General features: G+C 45.2%; 16 protein-coding genes. 6 read left to right on the plus strand and 10 right to left on the minus strand.

Annotated elements, in window-relative coordinates:
* Positions 1-3: 3 nt before the first annotated feature.
* On the plus strand, positions 4-438 hold the full coding sequence (gene tssE, locus PTE_RS12835; RefSeq protein WP_036847136.1) for a type VI secretion system baseplate subunit TssE: 435 nt from the start codon (positions 4-6) through the stop codon (positions 436-438).
* A 72-nt stretch (positions 439-510) separates the two neighbouring features.
* Positions 511-1,506 (plus strand): type VI secretion system ImpA family N-terminal domain-containing protein, encoded by a 996-nt coding sequence (locus PTE_RS12840; RefSeq protein ID WP_081738222.1) that lies wholly within the window; start codon positions 511-513, stop codon positions 1,504-1,506.
* 72 nt (positions 1,507-1,578) lie between these two features.
* Here the strand turns inward: PTE_RS12840 and PTE_RS12845 are convergent, their stop codons facing one another.
* Together PTE_RS12845 and PTE_RS12850 are read right to left on the minus strand one after the other, a co-directional pair.
* Positions 1,579-2,103, minus strand: coding sequence for an N-acetyltransferase (locus PTE_RS12845; RefSeq protein WP_036847137.1), 525 nt, complete (start codon positions 2,101-2,103; stop codon positions 1,579-1,581).
* The gene (locus PTE_RS12850; protein WP_036847138.1) at positions 2,100-2,378 is read right to left on the minus strand and encodes a type II toxin-antitoxin system TacA family antitoxin; all 279 of its coding nucleotides are present in this window, start codon (positions 2,376-2,378) and stop codon (positions 2,100-2,102) included. The genes PTE_RS12845 and PTE_RS12850 overlap by 4 nt, the downstream gene beginning before the upstream one ends.
* A gap of 241 nt (positions 2,379-2,619) precedes the next feature.
* On the opposite strand from PTE_RS12850, the gene PTE_RS12855 reads away from it, so the two are divergent.
* From PTE_RS12855 to PTE_RS12865, 3 genes are read left to right on the plus strand one after another with little or no spacing between them, the layout of a single operon-like run.
* Positions 2,620-3,195 (plus strand): recombinase family protein, encoded by a 576-nt coding sequence (locus PTE_RS12855; RefSeq protein WP_036847139.1) that lies wholly within the window; start codon positions 2,620-2,622, stop codon positions 3,193-3,195.
* A complete protein-coding gene (locus PTE_RS12860; protein ID WP_036847141.1) occupies positions 3,192-6,113 on the plus strand; it encodes a Tn3 family transposase in 2,922 nt (973 codons plus the stop codon). The genes PTE_RS12855 and PTE_RS12860 overlap by 4 nt, the downstream gene beginning before the upstream one ends.
* A 3-nt stretch (positions 6,114-6,116) precedes the next feature.
* A complete protein-coding gene (locus tag PTE_RS12865) occupies positions 6,117-6,557 on the plus strand; it encodes a VasL domain-containing protein (RefSeq protein ID WP_071992980.1) in 441 nt (146 codons plus the stop codon).
* A 164-nt stretch (positions 6,558-6,721) separates the two neighbouring features.
* Here the strand turns inward: PTE_RS12865 and PTE_RS12870 are convergent, their stop codons facing one another.
* The 5 genes from PTE_RS12870 to manA form a co-directional block, all read right to left on the minus strand.
* Complete coding sequence (locus PTE_RS12870; protein ID WP_131601502.1) at positions 6,722-7,189, minus strand: hypothetical protein; 468 nt, start codon at positions 7,187-7,189, stop codon at positions 6,722-6,724.
* Positions 7,190-7,312: 123 nt separating this feature from the next.
* Positions 7,313-7,582: a CCDC90 family protein gene (locus PTE_RS12875; protein WP_036847143.1), complete on the minus strand. Its 270-nt coding sequence runs from the start codon at positions 7,580-7,582 to the stop codon at positions 7,313-7,315.
* A gap of 382 nt (positions 7,583-7,964) precedes the next feature.
* A complete protein-coding gene (add, locus tag PTE_RS12880) occupies positions 7,965-8,966 on the minus strand; it encodes an adenosine deaminase (protein WP_036847144.1) in 1,002 nt (333 codons plus the stop codon).
* Positions 8,967-9,043: 77 nt separating this feature from the next.
* Positions 9,044-10,594: a YdgA family protein gene (locus PTE_RS12885; RefSeq protein ID WP_036847145.1), complete on the minus strand. Its 1,551-nt coding sequence runs from the start codon at positions 10,592-10,594 to the stop codon at positions 9,044-9,046.
* Between the two features lie 137 nt (positions 10,595-10,731).
* On the minus strand, positions 10,732-11,907 hold the full coding sequence (manA, locus tag PTE_RS12890) for a mannose-6-phosphate isomerase (protein WP_036847146.1): 1,176 nt from the start codon (positions 11,905-11,907) through the stop codon (positions 10,732-10,734).
* A gap of 179 nt (positions 11,908-12,086) precedes the next feature.
* Between manA and fumC the strand changes: the two genes are divergently transcribed.
* The gene (gene fumC / locus PTE_RS12895; RefSeq protein WP_036848302.1) at positions 12,087-13,481 is read left to right on the plus strand and encodes a class II fumarate hydratase; all 1,395 of its coding nucleotides are present in this window, start codon (positions 12,087-12,089) and stop codon (positions 13,479-13,481) included.
* A gap of 343 nt (positions 13,482-13,824) precedes the next feature.
* Here fumC and PTE_RS12900 read toward each other — a convergent pair whose 3' ends face one another.
* From PTE_RS12900 to tus, 3 genes are all read right to left on the minus strand, one after another.
* Entirely contained in the window at positions 13,825-14,226 is a 402-nt protein-coding gene (locus tag PTE_RS12900; protein WP_036847147.1) for a type II toxin-antitoxin system VapC family toxin, read from the minus strand.
* Positions 14,226-14,471 (minus strand): type II toxin-antitoxin system Phd/YefM family antitoxin, encoded by a 246-nt coding sequence (locus tag PTE_RS12905; protein ID WP_036847148.1) that lies wholly within the window; start codon positions 14,469-14,471, stop codon positions 14,226-14,228. Before PTE_RS12905 ends, PTE_RS12900 begins: the two co-directional genes overlap by 1 nt.
* 235 nt (positions 14,472-14,706) lie before the next feature.
* Positions 14,707-15,633, minus strand: a complete 927-nt coding sequence (gene tus / locus PTE_RS12910) for a DNA replication terminus site-binding protein (RefSeq protein ID WP_036848305.1) — start codon at positions 15,631-15,633, stop codon at positions 14,707-14,709.
* Positions 15,634-15,828: the final 195 nt, after the last annotated feature.

Raw genomic sequence — 15,828 nt, forward strand, 5'->3', positions numbered from 1 at the left:
CCGATGAAACAGTTGAGACCCTCACTTTACGAAATGTTGACACGTCACTTTAACGGGGGGCTGGATATCGATCAGATTAGCCCGCGGGATCAGGTGATTTTATCGGTGTTGAACAATATGCAACGCATCCTCAACAGTCGTGCGGGTTCGCTCGCCCATTTACCGGATTATGGCCTGCCTGATCTCAACACCATCCTGCAAGCGTTACCGGCCTCATCACAGCGTTTGGTCACGACTATCGAACAGACGCTGTTGACTTATGAACCGCGTTTGAAGCAGATCAGGGTGACATTACTGCCGCAGCTTGAACCGGCACATCTGCGTTATGACATCAAGGCGGAATTGAAAGGCGTGGGATTGGTGCGTTTTAGCACGGAGTTTGTGCCGGAAGGGCAAGTCTTGATCCGCCATTTACGTCAGCAAGGGCGGATAGATTAATTTTTTGTTTCATCAGGCTATTTGGGGTTGCCTTTCTGGCCTGTATTAATCACGCAACAGAGGCTACATGTTATGGCCGCAATCTCATCCGGTTACACCGTACATACGGGGGATGACCCGCGTGCACTGCCTGAATTTAGTGCACTGAAAGAAGAAATGAGCAAACTGAGCCATCCGGCCCGGCCAGATGTTGACTGGGCCAGGGTTGAGCAGCTGTGTCTAACATTATTTCGCTTAAATGGCGTCGAGTTGCAAAGTGCGGCCTGGTACACATTGGCCCGCGCACAGCGTGCCGGATTAGCCGGTATTGATGAAGGATTGGCACTGATTGACGGGTTAGTGAGCCATCAGTGGTCACAATTCTGGCCTCAACCGACTCATGTGCGGGTTGAGATATTTGCCTGGTTGGTTGTACGTCTGCAACAGGTATTGCGGACCTGTGTTTTCTCTTATATCGACCTGCCGCTGATTTATCGTACAGAAAAGCGGCTGGCGCATCTGAGCGAAGTCCTTCAACGTCTGGAACTGAAACATGTGAGTAAACTCGACAACCTCCGGGTACAGTTTCACAACAGTGCGCGGCGATTGGAGAGTCTGGCGCAGGAAAAGGGGGTGGTATCCCTGTCTCCTGCCTCTGTATCGTCTATTGAGGACACGACTATTTTGGTGTCCGCAGAACAATCTCAGCCACAACTGATGTATGTGGCACAGGAAACCATGTCGTCCGTACAACCGCAGATTAAAGTGGTCCGGGCTTTAACCTCCTCTCGTTGGAAAGTCGGGCACGGTTTTGTGGCGGGTGTCGTGTTATGCGCGCTGACAGTGACCGGTATTGGGTGGGTAAAAGGTATGCGACAGGCACCGCCGCTGGCGCAGGCATTGCAAGTAACCACGCAGCCTTTGCCGCGGACCTTGCTCCCCGCACAACTTGCCGAGTTACGCCACCCGGACAACGCAGTGTTGCTGAATCAGTTGCAGGAGGAAACATTGGCGGCCAGTCGGGCACAACTGGCAAGTTTGGATGCCTTGCCTGTGTTGTGGCGATTGAGTATGGGGCGCAGCTATTAGGGGTAGTGACCGGGTAGCTGCGATAGCCGCCAACTTTAAGGGTATCATTTGGTGGTTGATACCAATCATAGGTTACAGTTTCCCCGCAGTAGTCAGCGCGGCATGTATTGTTTTGAATGGNAACAGTAAAGATAGACNGGCATCCAATAGNGGAACAGCACCATAGCTGGCATACCATTCGGCAACACGTTCATTCTTGGCATCAATCAACAATGCTACGCCGCCTGCCTGAGCAGCCACCAACAAGCAACGCCGCCCAGCTGCAAGCAATAACTGACCACCGAGTCCTTGACTCTGTACTGAAAGATCTACAGCCAGACGGCCAAGCCGAAATACCGGCACATCATGTCGAGCCAGGCCGCGCTTAATCACCTCCGGTGCTCGTTCATAGGCAATGGAGGCGGGACTTAGGCTGTAGTAACCCAATATCTTTTCATTGTGCTCGCTAATAGCAAGGTAGGTTCTTGCCCCACNTTTTTCATGGCTCTGCCGGGCGTGTCGATATAGAAATTGATTCAATGCCCCATCTCCACAATCGAAAGCACCGCGATCATGATGTTTGCCAATGGGTTCTTCGTGCCAGATTGGTTGTTTCATGATTGTTTCGGCATGGCAAATGCTGCGGCCATTAATTTATCATTGGGGGCTGGCGGATTATCTAACAGATCCAGAACATGCAGACTGTCTCTTTCGGTCAGCGCCAGTCGCTCATTCTCGTCGATAATCTTCCGTGCTACTGACATCACATTGCGGAGCACAAACTCAGTCAAGTTGGTGTGCTGTAAAACAGCTGCACGCATTAACAGCGACTTTTCGTCTGAAGCTATACGTAGCGACATACGGTCATTAGTTTCTACAGGGATTTGAGGCATGGTTAAGCTCTCCTAATTTGTACACACTAAAATTGTACATCAAGGTGTGCCTGTTAGCAAAGTGTACACAATGAAGGCGTACATTAATAATGTCAAATACGAACGTTTTTTGCACAGTTGCGACCGCCGCTAATTTTTCTGTGAAACCAAGTGTTTTTGTGTTTCAATACTCATCTCAAAAACAAAATGTCAATATTTATCTCTCCGAACGGATTATGACACATTTTCAGGAGCAATTTTTGTGCTAGTTGGCTATGCTCGCGTCTCAACCCCGTCTCAAAACCTGGATCTGCAAATTAAGGCGTTGAAAGAAGCTGGCTGCGACAAAATCTTCACGGATATCGCCAACGGTGCCAAGACAGCGCGACCCGGTCTCAAAGATGCCGAAATGGTTTTGCGGGAAGGTGATGCCTTGGTGGTCTGGAAATTGGATCGCCTGGGCCGATCCATCCAGCACCTGATCGAGTCCATTAACGACCTCAAAGAAAAAGGTATTGGCTTTCGCAGCCTCCAGGAAGCCATCGACACGCAAACCAGCGGCGGCAAACTGGTGTTTCATATTTTCAGTGCCTTGGCTGAATTTGAGCGTGATCTGATCCGGGAACGGACAAACGCCGGATTGGAAGCGGCACGCGCCCGAGGCAAGAAAGGTGGTCGTCCCAAGTCATTGGATCAGCCAAAAAACATTAAGTTGCTTAAGCAGATGCACGCCGATCCAAGTTACTCAATAGGCGATATTTGCAAGACGCTGGATATTTCCCGCTCCACCTTTTACCGCTATTTAAAGTCCGATAATAACGAGAATGATGGCCAATGAAACGAATTTGGGATGTCGATGAACTTGCAGAGCATTGGAGTTTAAAGTTCGAGGAAACCCAGTTGCTCAAGACCAAACCGGCCAGGAACCACCTGGCGTTTGTTGCGCAACTCAAGTATTACCAGAACACCGGACGTTTCCCTTTCTCAACCAACGACATCCCGGAAACGCCCCTGCATTACCTGGCTGACCAGTTGGAAATCACCGTGGATCAGACCCATGAGTACGACTGGCTGGGACGCTCCGGTACGCGACACCGGCGAGAAATTCTCGAATTCTTGGGTATCCGGCGCGTGTCTGCCGCTGACAAGACCGCTTTTTCAGACTGGCTGATCGACAGCCTCTATCCGCATGGAGCGGATATTGCCGATGCCACTGAATCCGCTTTCGAGTGGTTCCAGAAACACCAGGTGGAATGTCCGGCAGGCAAAGAGCTTGATCGCTTGGTGCGCTCGGCCTATCAGCAGTTTGAACTCAAGCTGTATGAGCACTTCGCTGGTTGCCTGTCACCAGCAAGCAAGATGCTAATGGAGCAATCCCTGGATGGCGTTGAAGACACGGTGAATTTCGGCGATATCAAAGCTGATCCGGGGCACGTAGGGCTGGATAGTGTGTTGAAGGAAGTCGAAAAGCTTTCCTTTATTCGATCACTGCACTTGCCTATCGATACCTTCGCCGCTTTCAATGCCAAAGTGCTGCAACGCTACCGGCAGCGCGTCAACAGCGAGAGCGCCTGGGAGGTGAAGCAGCACCCTGAAACCATCCGCTACGGACTTTACGCAATCTTCCTGTATTGGCGGCAACGGGAAATCATCGACGACTTGATTGAGCTGTTTATTCAGATCGTCCACCGCCTCTCAGCTCGCGCCGAGCGCAAACTGGTCAAAACATTGCTCAGTGATTTTCAGAAAGTACACGGCAAAACAGCGCTGCTATTTCGCATAGCGGAAGCGGTACTGGATAATCCCAACGGTCTGGTGAAAGAAGTGGTATATCCCGTTGCCGGGGAAGATACGCTGAAAAGCCTGCTGAAAGAGTACAAGTCATCTGGGCCCGCTTATCAGCAGCAGGTGCATAAGATCCTCCGTTCATCCTACAGCAATCATTACCGGCGCATGTTACCCAGGATTCTGGCGGCGCTGACCTTCTGCTCCAACAACACCCAGCATCGCCCGGTTCTGGATGCCCTGGATTGGCTGAAACAAAATCAGGCCAGCAACCAGCGGTATATCAAGCTCGATGACACAATTCCGGTGGACGGGGTTATCCAGCCCAAATGGCGCGATATTGTCATTGAGGACAACCAGGGCGAAAAGCGCATCAACCGGATCAACTACGAAATCTGCGTCTTGCAGGCGTTGCGGAAGCGCTTGCGCTGCAAGGAAATCTGGGTGGTGGATGCCGACCGTTACCGTAACCCTGATGACGATCTCCCGCTGGACTTCGATACTAACCGCGAAAACTATTACCAGGACCTCGGCCAGACTACCGACGCAACCGCCTTTGTTGAGCAACTGCGTAGCGAAATGGGTACAGCACTGGAAATCCTTGACCGGGAGATGCCGAAAAATCGCAAGGTTCGGATCTTATCCCAGGGTAAAAACCGGATATCCATTACGCCGCTCACCCCGCAACAGGAGCCTATGAATCTGGCCTACCTGAAACGCGAGATTACCGGTCGATGGCCCATGACCAGCCTGCTCGATGTCCTGAAGGAAGCCGATTTGCGGATCGGGTTCAGCGACCATTTCAAGACCGTGGCCGACAGGGAAAACCTCGACCGTCAAAGTTTACAGCAGCGGATATTGCTCTGCCTCTATGGTATGGGCACCAACACCGGATTAAAACGGGTCAGTGGCAGCCGTCATGGGATCAGCTACAAAGAACTGCTTAATGTGCGTCGCCGCTTTATTCACAAAGCCGCATTGCGCAACGCCATTGGCCAGGTTGCCAACGCGATTTTTACTGCCCGCAATCCCTCGATATGGGGCGAAGGCACAACATCCTGTGCCTCGGACTCCAAGAAGTTTGGCTCCTGGGATCAAAACTTGATGACCGAATGGCACATTCGTTACGGTGGCCGTGGCGTCATGATTTACTGGCATGTGGAAAAGAAATCAACCTGCATCTACTCCCAGCTCAAGCGTTGTTCTTCTTCGGAAGTGGCCGCCATGATCGAGGGCGTTTTACGTCACTGCACGGACATGGAGATTGACCGGCAGTATGTCGATAGTCATGGCCAAAGTGAGGTCGCCTTTGCCTTCTCTCACTTGCTGGGATTCGATTTGTTGCCACGCCTCAAGGCCATTGCCAGCCAAAAACTCTATCGGCCCGGCGATGATAAACCCAGTGATTACCCAAACCTTGAGCCAATACTGACACGTCCCATCAACTGGGAACTGATCATCCAGCAATACGACGAGATGATCAAATATGCGACCGCGCTCAAGCAGGGTACCGCCGATCCAGAAGCCCTACTACGCCGCTTCACTCGAAACAATGTCCAACATCCCACGTACAAGGCGCTTGCCGAACTGGGCAAAGTGATCAAAACCATTTTTCTGTGTCGATATGTTGGCTCCGAAGAACTTCGTCAGGAGATCCACGAAGGTCTGAATGTCGTCGAAAACTGGAACAGTGCAAATTCTTTCATCTTCTACGGCAAAGGCGGTGAAGTCGCAACCAACCGGCTGGAAGATCAAGAACTATCGGTGCTGGCACTACATTTATTGCAGATCTCTCTGGTATACGTGAACACCTTAATGATCCAGCAGGTACTTAACGAGCCAAACTGGCTGTCACGGATGAAACGGGAGGATTTTAGGGCATTGACGCCGTTGATCTACTCCCATGTGAATCCTTATGGGATATTTGAGCTGGATATGAATACGAGACTGCCCATTGAAGTGGCCGCTTAAAAGTTGGCGGTTATCGCAGCTACCCGGTCACTACCCCTATTACATCAACTGCGAACATTATGGCCGGCCAGCCAAACGGTGCAGGAGATGAACAATGGGTGGTTACACCAGCGTGAAGCCAATGCATTACCGATGCAGGCGCTGGAAAATTACCATCTGGCGAAATTACGTCTGCAACAACTGGCTGAACGACTCGACGCTTTGGATGAAAAACGTGGTCGTTATCTCACCGGTTCTGAACTGAAATCGATGGTGTTTGGCATCCGGCAGCCGTTGCTCAGTACACCGCCCTTGGAAGAGTTGCTGCGTCAACTGGCCGAACAACAAAAAAGTGGCACGGTCTCCCCGTCATTGTGTCAGCAAATTAACACCCGTTTTAATCAATTACTCAATCGTTATGCACTGCTCATGGAGAGCATAAAAAACCGGGGGGCACTTTATTAATTGGTGATAAAATGAACACGCAAACTGTATGAGTGGGCTGATGACTGCCCATTTTGTTTGGCTCGGAAATGGAATGCCGGGTGTTACAAGATATCCTTCCTGTAGGGGATGGTTGTAACGCCTCAACTATCAGGAAACCTCTCTGTCAGATTAGAGCAACCAATCTAATTTTTTAATGTGTTCACAATACTAATGGCTTGTTTTTTATCATTTGCCCCCATTCTAAACGAAGGAGATAAAGAGGTTTGAATAGTCGTTGTGAACATAGGAATACCGTTGAATGATACTGTCATTTGGGTTCCAATGTTTTTATTGATTAGAGCATTAAATCGAGGAAAACAGGGTTTATCTTTTTTCATTACGACTGATAACTCATTATTCATTCCATTATGTGATCCTAAATAATCAATTTGATCTGTACACGCTTGAGTTAAGATAAATTTGTCACCGGATAAAAATTCATACTTTAACCCTTCTTTCGTTTGAATTAGCCTGTTTTGATTGTTTTTATCGGAACATCCGGCTATTGCGGAGAGGAGCATCATAATAACAAATAGATTTTTCATAGTTTCGAACCTGTCATATTTAAAAACCATATATAGCCCCACTCTTGCTCCTCCTCTATGGATCATGCAACCACTTAGGCCTGTAGCGTATGTAGTTTTTAGCCCCGACGGATTCTACATAATGAGCACTAAATAGTCGTTGTGCTGAAATTTTTCTATTACTACACTATTCGCATACTCTTGCCATCTTTAACCGATAAAGATATATTTCAATGCCGCGATGACAACAGCAATACCAACGGCTAATATCAGTTTTTTCATCCAATCTAAATCTGTTTTTATAGTATTAATATCGGTTTTAATGCTTTCGGTAGCAGCTGTCAGATCTGCTTTGGTGGCGGCGCTTGTGTTTTGCAGTTCTGCAATAACTTCAACGATTTTTTCAGACTGCTCATCGTTAAAACCCGATGCTTTGAGTGCTTTAACTGCTGTAAGTGTATTCATTGCAAGTGAAGTCATTATTTCATCCTCTAAAACATAAGACAGTCGATTGATTACCTCTAAAGATAAGAATAAGACCATAAGGACACAAATGCAACACGATAGTAAATGAGATTCACCATCACCCGGTGAAGAGAACGTTGGCAGGGTGTTTTGTTTAGTATTTTAGCTTTAGAGGGTTTGGGTATTAATATGATTTATGCTAAAAATATGACAAATAAGTTGGTTAAAGTTGTATTTAAATAATTCGATATATTTTCTAAGATTCTAAAATGAATAATGAGAAAAAGTTTATCGCTTGTACATTCAGTCTGGTACCTGATTTTATTGAGCGTTAGATTACTCCAAGTCAATAACCCTAATCAGGAATGGAAACCCCATTCCTGAACTGTTTATATGTTTAACGGTTTGCTGCTTTCATTCTTAATTCCTGTTTTTCTGCATCACTGATAAAAGCGATTTCCAGCCCATTAATTTGAGCTTGGCGAATTTGAGCAATAGATAATCCTGCGGCAGGGGCGGCAACTTCATATTCATGGCGAATTTCGATACCTTCAACGGCTGGATCATCTGTATTAATAGAAGCAAGAATACCTTTTTCCAGGAATTGTTTCAGTGGATGGTCCAATAAAGAATTAACGGTACTGGTCTGAAGGTTTGAGGTTAAACAGGATTCAATACCGATACGGTTTTCAACCAAATAATCCATCAGAGCCGGATCGGTAATCGCTTTTACACCATGACCAATCCGCGTTGCTCCTAATTCACGAATAGCCTGCCAGATACTTTCAGCGCCAGCTGCTTCACCGGCATGGACGGTTATTTGCCAGCCGGTATCACGGGCTTTGGTAAAATGAGACTGGAAAAGATGGCCGGGGAAGCCTAATTCATCACCCGCCAGATCCAGTGCGGTAATATGCTGGTGATGAGCCAGCAAACCCGCCAATTCTTGAGTACAGGCTTGTTCACCAAACGTTCTGCTCAGAATACCGATAAGACGAATATCAATATCGTTATTTTGACGGGCAGAATGGATACCATCAATAACAGCCTCAACAACTCCCTCAACCGGCAATTGATGCTTCATTGCCATGTAATAAGGGGAGAAACGTAACTCGGCATAATCTAACCCGGCATTGACAGCATCTTCAACATTCTCGATGGCAACACGACGACAGGCATCCAAATCAGCCAGCACCGCCACTCCCCAATCCAATTTTTGCAAAAAGCTGACGAGATCGGGTTCATGGCCAATAATTTGCACGTGGGGAAGCAGTGATTCCAGGTTATTAGCCGGAAGTTGGATATTATGCTGGCGGGCAAGATCTAAAATGGTCTCTGGCCGGATATTTCCGTCAAGATGGCGGTGTAAATCTGTCAGCGGGAGCTGTATGTCAATCATATTCCAGGTCCTTTTTTATATAAAAAAGCCAGTCAAATTGGTTGACTGGCAATTTAACAAAAGCGTTTATAGCCGTTTTATTGCGCAGGCTTCACAGTACCTTCTATTTGTACCTTTTTACTATTGTGAGTATCGCTTTCTGGCATTATTTGCTCTGGCGTTGCCTCATCATCAGAAGAGTCGGCTAAATTATATTCAGACATGAACTGATGTAAGGGCATTTTCTTACCGTTCATTTCGACATTACCGTCTGCATAGTTAAATTTAATGCTGATGGCATCTTTATCAACAGTGGTGATTTTAAACAGTTGGCCGAATTGTTCAAACTGTTCTATCTGTTTTGCCGCATCATCTTCAGCTTTCGCTTTATCCATACCATTCATCATCCTTGCCTGGGTTGCGAACTCAGTCATCATGGGTTTTGGTAAGGTGACATTCAAAGACATATCCTGAATTAAAGTGCGGATAGCGTCTTCTGTTTTCATTGAAGACAGATTGCTTTTATCTTTTGGTAAGTTTTTCAGGCTTACTTTGTAATTGATGCTACTTTCACCTTTGGTATTTTTCCAGGTCAGTGGCTCGATACCAAATTGTGGATTGTTTTTCAGCAGGATAGGAAAGTTAGAAAAAACGGCGTCAATAATGGCCGCGTTTGTAGCATCGGAAGAGAGATCACCGGACGCGAGGGATTTAGCGGTAGCATCATTATATGCTTGGGTAAACTTACGAACAGATTCACCATCCAGACGATCCGCTGTAATAGCAAATTTCCCTGAACCGAAATCGGTATTTTTCAGTTTGAGGCTGTCTAAGCTATAAGTGACTTTCCCTTTCAGATTAGTTTCGTCTTCACCGATGTTTGAATTTATCTTAACACCGGAAAGAACCATATCTTCATTGCCGATCCCTTTCAGGCTGATTTCCCGAATGTTGATGTTTTGATCACCAATATAGATATCAAATTTGCCTTTTTTGTTGGACAGGTTTAAATCAATTCCTTTAACAACGAAATTTTCGTTGTTTTTATTGATGGTCAGTTGGTCACTCTTTATTGCCAGTAATACCTCTTTCAGATCACGACTGAGATCTGAAGTCAATTTGGCACCGGAAAAATTGAATTTAGCACCATTTTGTTCAAAATCGACGGGGATGATATCCACATCGGAAATAACAGAACCGCTGTAACTAACACGGGAATCAGCAGCGAACAGGGATTTTCCCTTAGTCACTTCGAATAGTGGTTTTAACGCTTTGTTATTTTCCAGTTCGGAATGAACGGAAGCCATGCTAGGAATAAGTGTCAATTTCTTCACTTGTGCCAGCGGGAAAGGACCGTGATCAATCACAGACTTAATTGAAATCTCTTCACCTGGCTTGATTTCTGCGTTTTTAACGCCATCTTTAACCGTCAAGACAAGCCGCACATCAGAACTGAATATCCCGCGATGGAAATCTTTACTCTGTAGTACCAGACCCGTTTCAGGGAATGCTTTTTCCAATTCAGCAGTTGCGTGGGAAACTGATTGGCCGATACGTTGTTCGATTTGTTTACCTGTATACCATGAAGCCCCAGTCCAGGCTGCACTCAAGGCAACAATAACGCCTACTGCCACTAACGATTTTTTCATAATGTAAATCTATCCTCTTAGTGCATATCTAGCAGGTAAATATGCACTCTCTTCCTATAAAAATGGCCGTTAACACCGCTTGGAATTTACGTCGCGTTTTAACAGCCTATGAATTAAGCTTTAAACCCAGATCCGCATTATTGATTAAAAACCCGGGCGGTAAAACCATCACCGTGAATAATCACAACTTTTTCTGCCGCAGAGATAAATACTGATTCACCTGGGAAAATGTTTAATTGGTGTTCTCCAGATTGTATAACTGTTTGACCTTCAATACAAAAAACAATCGATGCTGAATCATTTTCAAGAATAATTGGCTGTTCTGATAAAGAATAAACAGAAAATGCGAAATCATTGACAGGAACAGGGAAGTTTTGCACTGTTTTTTGTTGTTTTGGCAGGGTTAATAATGTGTTTATTGGTTTTGATACAAAATCAAGGTTTGCCATTAACTCAGGAATATCCATATGTTTATTGGTCAAACCCGCCCGCAGGACATTATCTGAATTTGCCATAACCTCAAGGGCAACACCTTCCAGATAAGCGTGAGGTGTACGGGCGCATAAAAACATCGCCTGGCCGGGTTCAAGTTCAATAACATTGAGTAAAAGTGGGGTAAACAGGCCATTGTCGTCAGGATAAAACTCCGTCATTTTTTTAATGGTATCCCACGGTTCGCCAATACGGCTGTTTAATGCTGATTTTAATACACCAAGCGCCAGCTGTTTTTGTTTACCTCTCATATGGAGTAATTGGGAAAATAAAAATGCAAGATTCTGTTCGTCTGGTTTCTGAATGAAAAACTGAATCTTGGGATGCGCAGCGGTAACCACTTCCAATAATTGCGTGATTTCGTTTAATGGACGGAACCCATTCATTGCCCGAAAAGGCGTCAGGGCATAAACCAATTCGGGCTTATGGTTATCATCTTTGTAATTTCTTTCAGGTGAGTCCAGTGGAATACCGGCGCTATTCTCTTTGGTAAAACCTTCTTCGGCGGATATTTTATCAGGGTGAACCTGAATAGAGAGAGGTTGAGCTGCGCACAACACTTTAAATAAGAACGGTAAACGGTGAAATCTATCCGAAACCTTTTTCCCCAGATATTTTTCCGGATCACTGGCTATTAATTCATTTAAAGCAACTGGTTTTCCCGTTTCGGGATCTACCACAATCGAACTGCTTTTAGGATGGGCACCCATCCATAATTCAGCCATTGGCAGATCATCTGGATTTTCAACACCATAAATATGAGTCAGGGCGGTTTTACTCCCCCATGAATAGTGTTGGATTTGATTTATCATCTTCAACATGGTCGTTGCTCTCTTTTTAAAAAATCAATCTATTTCCTTCATGCCACAATACGATAAACACGACTTGGTCGGCATAATCAGGAACTAATATGTGGCATGATAGTGGAATGCCAATCAGTTTATCTGCAAAGGCTGGTTATGCATATTCGATTATTCTGTGTGTTAAGGAGATAGTAATAATGGCAGCCACTCGCATTGAAAAAGACTCAATGGGGCCTATCGAAGTACCTGCTGACCAATTATGGGGAGCGCAAACTCAACGTTCACTGGAGCATTTCCGCATTTCGCAGGAGAAAATGCCTGTTGCATTGATCCATGCTCTTGCGTTGACCAAACAGGCTGCGGCCAGTGTGAATATGGATTTGGGCCTTCTGCCGAAAGAACGTGGTGACGCAATTATCGCTGCCGCGAAAGAAGTGCTGGAAGGTAAACATCCAACAGAATTTCCTCTTGCTATCTGGCAGACCGGTTCCGGAACACAAAGTAACATGAATATGAACGAAGTGTTGGCGAACCGTGGTAGCGAGATCCTTGGCGGGGTGCGGGGCGGTGAACGCCTTATCCATCCTAATGATGATGTGAATAAGAGCCAGAGTTCGAACGACGTTTTCCCAACAGCAATGCATGTTGCCGCCGTTATCGCACTGCGTGAGCACCTTATCCCTGAGCTGAAAGTATTACAAAAAACATTGGCTGATAAAGCTGAAGCTTATAAGGATATTGTTAAAATTGGTCGTACTCACCTGCAAGACGCGACGCCATTGACCCTTGGTCAGGAAATTTCGGGTTGGGTGGCTATGTTGACGCATAACCTGAAACACATCGAAGACAGTATTCCACATGTTTGTGAACTGGCATTGGGCGGAACGGCTGTTGGTACTGGTCTGAATACCCATCCTGAATATGCTGTGCGTGTTGCTAAAAAGCTGGCTGAATTTACCCGCCATCCATTTGTTACCGCACCAAATAAATTTGAAGCACTGGCTACCTGTGATGCTCTGGTTCATTCTCACGGTGCATTGAAAGGTCTGGCTGCATCCATGATGAAAATTGCCAACGACGTTCGCTGGTTGGCTTCTGGCCCTCGTTGTGGCATCGGTGAAATTTCAATTCCTGAAAACGAGCCAGGCAGCTCAATCATGCCGGGCAAAGTTAACCCGACTCAGTGTGAAGCGGTCACTATGCTTTGCGCCCAAGTGATGGGTAATGATGTTGCTATCAATATTGGTGGTGCGTCTGGCAACTTTGAGTTGAACGTGTTCCGTCCGATGGTTATTGATAACTTCCTGCAATCTGTTCGCCTGCTGGCTGATGGTATGCGCAGCTTCAATGGGCATTGCGCTGTAGGTATTGAGCCTAACCGCGATCGTATTACGCAGTTGCTGAATGAATCGCTGATGCTGGTCACGGCGCTGAATACCCATATCGGTTATGACAAAGCCGCAGAAATTGCCAAGAAAGCGCATAAAGAAGGGCTGACTTTGAAACAATCTGCAATGAAACTGGGTTATCTGACAGAAGCTGAGTTTGATGAGTGGGTTCGTCCTGAAGATATGGTTGGCAGCTTGAAGTAATCGCTGTTTAGCTATTTGAACCGGAGCCTTGTGTTCCGGTTTTTACTTTATTCATCTTTAAGGTAGCCCTAGGTAACTTTTGTTTTTGCCAGTCGGGAATCAATACCAAAATCAAGGCGTTTGATCGTGCCCGTGTATTCACGCTGATTCTACATATTTCGAACGTATGAGCCGGTATAGGATCACGATATAACGCCATGCTAGGGGTTGAGGAGTAACGGAACAGTAAACGCCGTTAAGCGGTCATTTTAAATAGCCAAAAATCAAGCGGCTAAGTTACATCGTGGATTTGCATTCTTAGCCACCTCATTTACGGTGGCCAAGTTGGCTATACTTATTTTGGCTATTTGTTAGGGATCACGGTTATGTAATCACTGACAAAATCTATCAGCTTTCTATCACTTGTGATTAGTGGAATTTTGATATGCTTCGCCTGAGCGACAATTAACCGATCAAACGGGTCTTTATGTAGTTTTTCAGGTAAATCGCTTACAACAAGCGTATGCTCGCTTTTTATGGGGATTTCAATCAAACCAGCCTCAAACAGTCCGTCCCTGAACTGTTCGGGATCGACAGAAAAATCAGCTTTGTTCAGATTGCGTTTAATGACCACTTCCCATATTGACGCCGCACTAAAATAAAGAGTTTTGTCAGTATCTTCAAGCAGATCAACAATATCGCCTTTCAGTTTTTGCGGTTCATATGCCATGAACAGCAAAATATTGGTATCTAACAGCAAATCCATTAAGAGTATTTTCCTTCAAACATATCAACAATTTCGGTGCTGTTCATATCGTCAAAATTGGCGGGAATGCTACCTTTGCCTTTGAGGAACCCCAGCTTGCGCTTCGGTTTATCTTCTCTGTATGCAATGACTTTAACCAGTGTATGACCATTCTTAGCGATCATCACTGGTTCACCAGTGCGAGCGACTTCCTGGACAATTTTGGACAGGTTAGTTTTCGCGTCGTAGATGTTAATCTTTTCCATAAAATGACCTCTTGTTATACACACTTTTAAGTATACCATTTTTGTTGGTCTGGTCAATTTGGTTAGACTAATTATTGATGCTTACCATAGTCAGCCTCGGAGGGTGAGAACAAATAATTCAATCAGGAGTAACAGTTTAATTTTACCAGTTTTGGCTATTTAAATTGACTACTTAACGGCGTTTACTGTTCCGTTACGCCACAAACCCCTATATAGGTCAAATAACAGTCATGTACTAAATCTCACGATATAAATGCAGTCTTGGAATAACCAATTCCAAGGGTTTAGCTTTGGGTTTATAGCGATGTACTATTGCATTGGTGTCATAATCAGGTAATTCGCCGAGCTTTGGCGGGTTTCCGCCACAGTTAACATAAAACGCAATTAATGGAAGAGGGCAGGCATATTGCACTTGCTTTTGCTGCTCTGTATACCAGACCCGTGCAATAGGTTGTACTTTTACTGGACGTTTTATTTTTAAAATCACATCATCCGGCAATTTTTTTATATCGGTAATTTCTTTGGCAATAAATTCTGCCCATTGTTCCCGGGAATAGGGGGAAACAGCACGCCCTGAATTGTAGCTTTTCTCCAAACGCGCCAAAATTTGATTTTTTGTGACTTTATTAATGATGTTTTTATTTGCCCAACCAAAACGAACTGAATCAGGATTGAGAAGGGGAGTGATTGTTCTGTAAGCGTTTAGTGTAATCAACCCATGTAATTGATTATGAACAAACTCAAACCGCTGCTCTTTATTCACACCTGATTGCACCGTGACGATGTGTTCAAGTTCTGCTTTTAACTTATTAACCTCCTCAATCAAATTTAAAGCAGCGTGATATTGCGGTTGATCCACAGAAAAACATAATACACCGGGCAAGCGAACAGCCGCTTTGCTGCTAATATTTTGATTATTGTGGTGTATAAACAGCCTCTGATAATGGCTTAAACCTAAATCTAATGCTTCATTACCTGAAATTCCATTAACGGTTATTTCTGTTATTGGATCATGTTCGCTGCCTTTTTCCACATCAGGCAGAACAAACACATGAGCGGCCAGTAAAGAATAGCTGTGAAGGAGTTCACGTAGCTGTCTCAATTTGTTTTCTTGCTGGTGAAAACAACGATTCAAATCTTCAATTGATAAGTATTTACTCATATAAATAACAAAATTAGTTACAACATACTTTTGATTATAGAACAAAAAACACAAACATCAAGCTCCTCAGTCGTATTCCAAGGTCTACATCTGAATATCCTTACAACACTAAAAATTTACTTAATAATTGTGATGACATTAGTAGTGCAATCACATTCCTTATCCTATGCTTAGGAGTACCATCGCGACTTGCCC

Source organism: Photorhabdus khanii NC19 (assembly GCF_000517265.1).
Lineage (GTDB): Bacteria > Pseudomonadota > Gammaproteobacteria > Enterobacterales > Enterobacteriaceae > Photorhabdus > Photorhabdus khanii.